At 60.4% G+C, this 3,454-nt stretch carries 4 protein-coding genes; 3 read left to right on the top strand and 1 reads right to left on the bottom strand.

Going from position 1 to position 3,454, the window contains the following annotated elements:
- Positions 1-33: 33 nt before the first annotated feature.
- Positions 34-243: a GreA/GreB family elongation factor gene (locus QMB98_RS07400; RefSeq protein WP_371685054.1), complete on the top strand. Its 210-nt coding sequence runs from the start codon at positions 34-36 to the stop codon at positions 241-243.
- A gap of 174 nt (positions 244-417) precedes the next feature.
- Here QMB98_RS07400 and QMB98_RS07395 read toward each other — a convergent pair whose 3' ends face one another.
- Entirely contained in the window at positions 418-1,740 is a 1,323-nt protein-coding gene (locus QMB98_RS07395; protein ID WP_371685053.1) for an AI-2E family transporter, read from the bottom strand.
- A 311-nt stretch (positions 1,741-2,051) separates the two neighbouring features.
- Here QMB98_RS07395 and msrA point away from each other — a divergent pair, with 311 nt between their 5' ends.
- Positions 2,052-2,699: a peptide-methionine (S)-S-oxide reductase MsrA gene (gene msrA, locus QMB98_RS07390; protein ID WP_371685052.1), complete on the top strand. Its 648-nt coding sequence runs from the start codon at positions 2,052-2,054 to the stop codon at positions 2,697-2,699.
- A gap of 70 nt (positions 2,700-2,769) precedes the next feature.
- On the top strand, positions 2,770-3,174 hold the full coding sequence (locus QMB98_RS07385) for an FKBP-type peptidyl-prolyl cis-trans isomerase (RefSeq protein ID WP_371685051.1): 405 nt from the start codon (positions 2,770-2,772) through the stop codon (positions 3,172-3,174).
- Positions 3,175-3,454 lie beyond the last annotated feature (280 nt).

Genomic DNA, 3,454 nt, shown 5'->3' with positions numbered 1-3,454 from the left:
TCTGTCGACACCTAAAGGTTTGGCCCCGGTGTCGTGGTGACCGCAGAGATCAACGGCAAGGAACAGAAGTTCCTCCTCGGCTCCCGCCAGGCAGCTGCCGACCTCGACATCGCCGTCTTCCCGGAGGCCGCTCCCCTCGGCACGGCGATCATGGGAGCAACCATTGGTGACGAGCGTTCCTACAAGGCACCGAACGGCAAGGACATTGCCGTGAAGATCCTCGGACTCGAGGGCCTTCGCTAGTGACGTCTCATCGCTGATCGCGATCAAAACCCGCTGTGGCCGCACCATCTGGTGCGGCCACAGCCTTGAGAGACGACTGTGGCCCGCGCTGAGCGCGGGCCACAGAACCTCAGGGAAGGCCGACAGGTCTCAGGCCTACCCAATGCCCCTCAGGCTATATGGTCTGCCTCGGGCTTACCTGTCTTCCTCTGGGTCAAGGTCATAGGGATTGACGTCGATCGAATCCTCACCCTCTTCGACAGCCTCTTCGATCCGCTCGCGTGCCTCTTCGGCGGCCTCGTGGGACTCTTCCGCGGTGGTGGCGTGGCGGGCCTTGTTGTCAGCCTCAGCCTTCTCGGCGCGCTTGGCGAGCTTTGCGTCGCTTGCCGCGATGTACTCATCGAAGGCTTCAGGTGGCCCGCCCGGTCTGTTCGGATCGTAGTTGAGCTCGGGATACATGTCCCTGCCAACCAGATAGTTGACCACCACGTTAATGACAGCAACCAGGGGCACTGCAAAGAGGGCGCCGAAGATGCCGGCGACGGCAGAACCACCGGTCACCGCGACAACAACCACGACGGGGTGAAGGGAGAGCTTGTTGCCCTGTAGGAAGGGTTGGAGGACGTTGCCCTCAATCTGCTGCACGAGCAGCACACCGGCGAGCATGAGGATCGCGGCCGTCAGGCCCTGATCAACGAGAGCCACGAGGGTGGCGACAGCACCGGTGACGAAGGCACCGACGATCGGAACGAAGGAACCGACAAAGACGAGAACGCCAATGGGGAACCAGAGCAGGACACCGAGGATGGCAGCGACGCCGGCGATGCCGACAGCATCGATGAAGGCAACCTGAATCTGGGTGCGGATATAGGCGCCGATCGTGTACCAGGCTCGTATGCCTGCCTCGTTCGTTTCGTGACGGGCACGAGCCGGGAAGAGACGCACGATGTAGAACCAGATCTTCCTGCCGTCCTTCAGGAGGAAGAACATCGTGAAGAGAGCCAGGATCAGGCCCGTGAAGAAGGAGACGATCGAGCCGGTCGCGCTGACCAAACCTCCCGCGATCACGGAAGCGTTGGACGACAGCATGCCTTGAAGTTCAGTAACGTATGCGTCAATCTGTTCAGCACCAATGCCCAACGGACCTTCCGAGATCCAGTCGATGAGCTGGTTGAAACCTGCCGTCGCCTTATCCGACAGGTCCGAGAACCCGGACACGATCGAGGCACCGGCACCACCGGCAAGGCCAACCACGATAAGGAGGAAGGTGATGAGCGTGATGGCGGCCGCGAGGGCTCGTGGCATGCGGAGCCGTGACCGGCAGAACCGCATGATCGGCTCCATCAGCACCGTCAACAGAATCGCGATGAGGATCGCGAGCATGATGACGCTGAAGAAGTTCAGGACCTGGACGACAATCGCCACGGCGATGGCGACAAGGATGAGGCGCCACGACCAGCTGGCCGCAACCTTCAGGGCCCAGGGAACGACGCCACCAGACTTTTCTTCGTGGTCCATTTTTCGCTCCAAGCGCGCCACGTAGACACTGTCCGTACGTTCGACGGGCCCCTGCGACAGTCGTTTCCGTCGTTCGAGAGCGCGTTGGCGAAGTGTCCGCCGGTCGTACTCATGTGAATTGGCCATAGCTCCCTCTCAGTTCCAACAGCTACTTATTGTACTGGCCACCTGGCCGTTTGCTGCACGAAGTGGATCCCGAACATCGTCGTACACCACGCAATGTCACGAATCTCCCGGAATCAGTTACGGCATGAATTCCGTCCCTGGCGAGATACCTTGAGTCCGGCTCTCATGGGGAGGACAATTCAGGCATGAGTTTCCTTCAGTTCAGCCAGCCACCGACAGTCACCGCAGAGACTGCTCTGCCCTGCCGGGACGAACCAGTCCTGCCCAATCCACGCCCGCACACCGTTCTCGGAACCCCGATTGATGGGTCGGTACCGGAGGGCATGGAAGAGGCCTACCTGGCTCTAGGATGCTACTGGGGTGCAGAGAAAATCTTCTGGGAGCTCGGGGCCTACACAACCTCCGTTGGTTTCATGGGTGGCTTCACGAAGAACCCGACATACATGGAGGTGTGCACGGGACTCACCGGCCACACCGAAACCGTACGGGTTGTGTTTGATCCGAAGAAGATCAGCTACGAGGAGATCCTCGCTGCCTACTTCGAATCCCACGACCCCACGACCCTCAACCGTCAGGGCAACGACCGAGGCACCCAGTACCGCTCCGCCATCTTCACCACCACGCCCGAACAGTACGAGACCGCCCTGCGCGTGCGCAGCGCCTACCAGGACGTCCTGGTAGGCGCCGGCAAGGACCAGATCGTCACGGAAGTGAACGAGCCCGGTGCGGACTACTACCTTGCCGAAGATGAACATCAGCAGTACCTCGACAAGAACCCGTTCGGATACAACTGTCATTCCCGCACGGGCCTGCCCTGCCCGATTGCACGCTAGCCCCGCGCTCATTCTTCTGGCCAATCTGTGCCAGTATTGAACTTGAAAAATGACCTTCGAAAGGAATCCCATGGCTGTAGAGCTACCCACCGCATCCGGTTCGTTTGGTGACGAGCCCGTTCTCGAGTTCCCGACCGAGCAGGCACCTGCCGGACTTCACGCCGTTGTCGTCGAGGAGGGCACCGGACCGGTCGTTCAGGCCGGTCGCGAGATCGAGGTGAACTACCACGGACAGATCTGGAACGGTGGACTTTTCGACTCCTCCTACCAGCGTGGTCAGACCACCAGCTTCCCGATCGGAGTCGGCATGGTCATTAAGGGCTGGGACGAGACCCTGGTCGGCAAGACCGTCGGTTCCCGCGTCCTCGTCTCGATCCCGCCGGAGAAGGGTTACGGCGCTCGTGGCGTCCCCCAGGCAGGCATCGGCGGCACCGACACTCTCGTGTTCGTTGTCGACATCGTTGGCGTGAACTAACCGGGCTCACTGACCCGAAGAAACGTTGGAGGCCGTGACAGCTATGTCACGGCCTCCTCGCTTTCCCAAGGTCCCCACCATGATAAACCGCCTGCCACCCCGTGCATGCGACAACGCACGAAGGTGCCCCTAACGTGGTTCCTACCTAGAGACCAAAATCAGTTCGGACTATGGAGATAAGACAGCTCCCCAGCCAGTGGCTGGGGAGCTGTCTGCGAACTATGGGGTGTTATGTCTCAGGACATAGGTGACAGTTCTGTATCAGGACATGGGTGACGTT

This window comes from Flaviflexus sp. (assembly GCF_041440645.1).
Lineage (GTDB): Bacteria > Actinomycetota > Actinomycetes > Actinomycetales > Actinomycetaceae > Flaviflexus.
Note: the sequence above shows the minus strand (reverse complement) of the source record. Positions and strands in the feature narration are given on the sequence as shown.

What these genes read in the sequence shown, in the direction of transcription:
- QMB98_RS07395 (WP_371685053.1), bottom strand. Translation starts at nt 1,740, where the DNA reads ATGGACCACGAAGAAAAGTCTGGTGGCGTCGTTCCCTGGGCCCTGAAG.
- msrA (WP_371685052.1), top strand. Translation starts at nt 2,052, where the DNA reads ATGAGTTTCCTTCAGTTCAGCCAGCCACCGACAGTCACCGCAGAGACT.
- QMB98_RS07385 (WP_371685051.1), top strand. Translation starts at nt 2,770, where the DNA reads ATGGCTGTAGAGCTACCCACCGCATCCGGTTCGTTTGGTGACGAGCCC.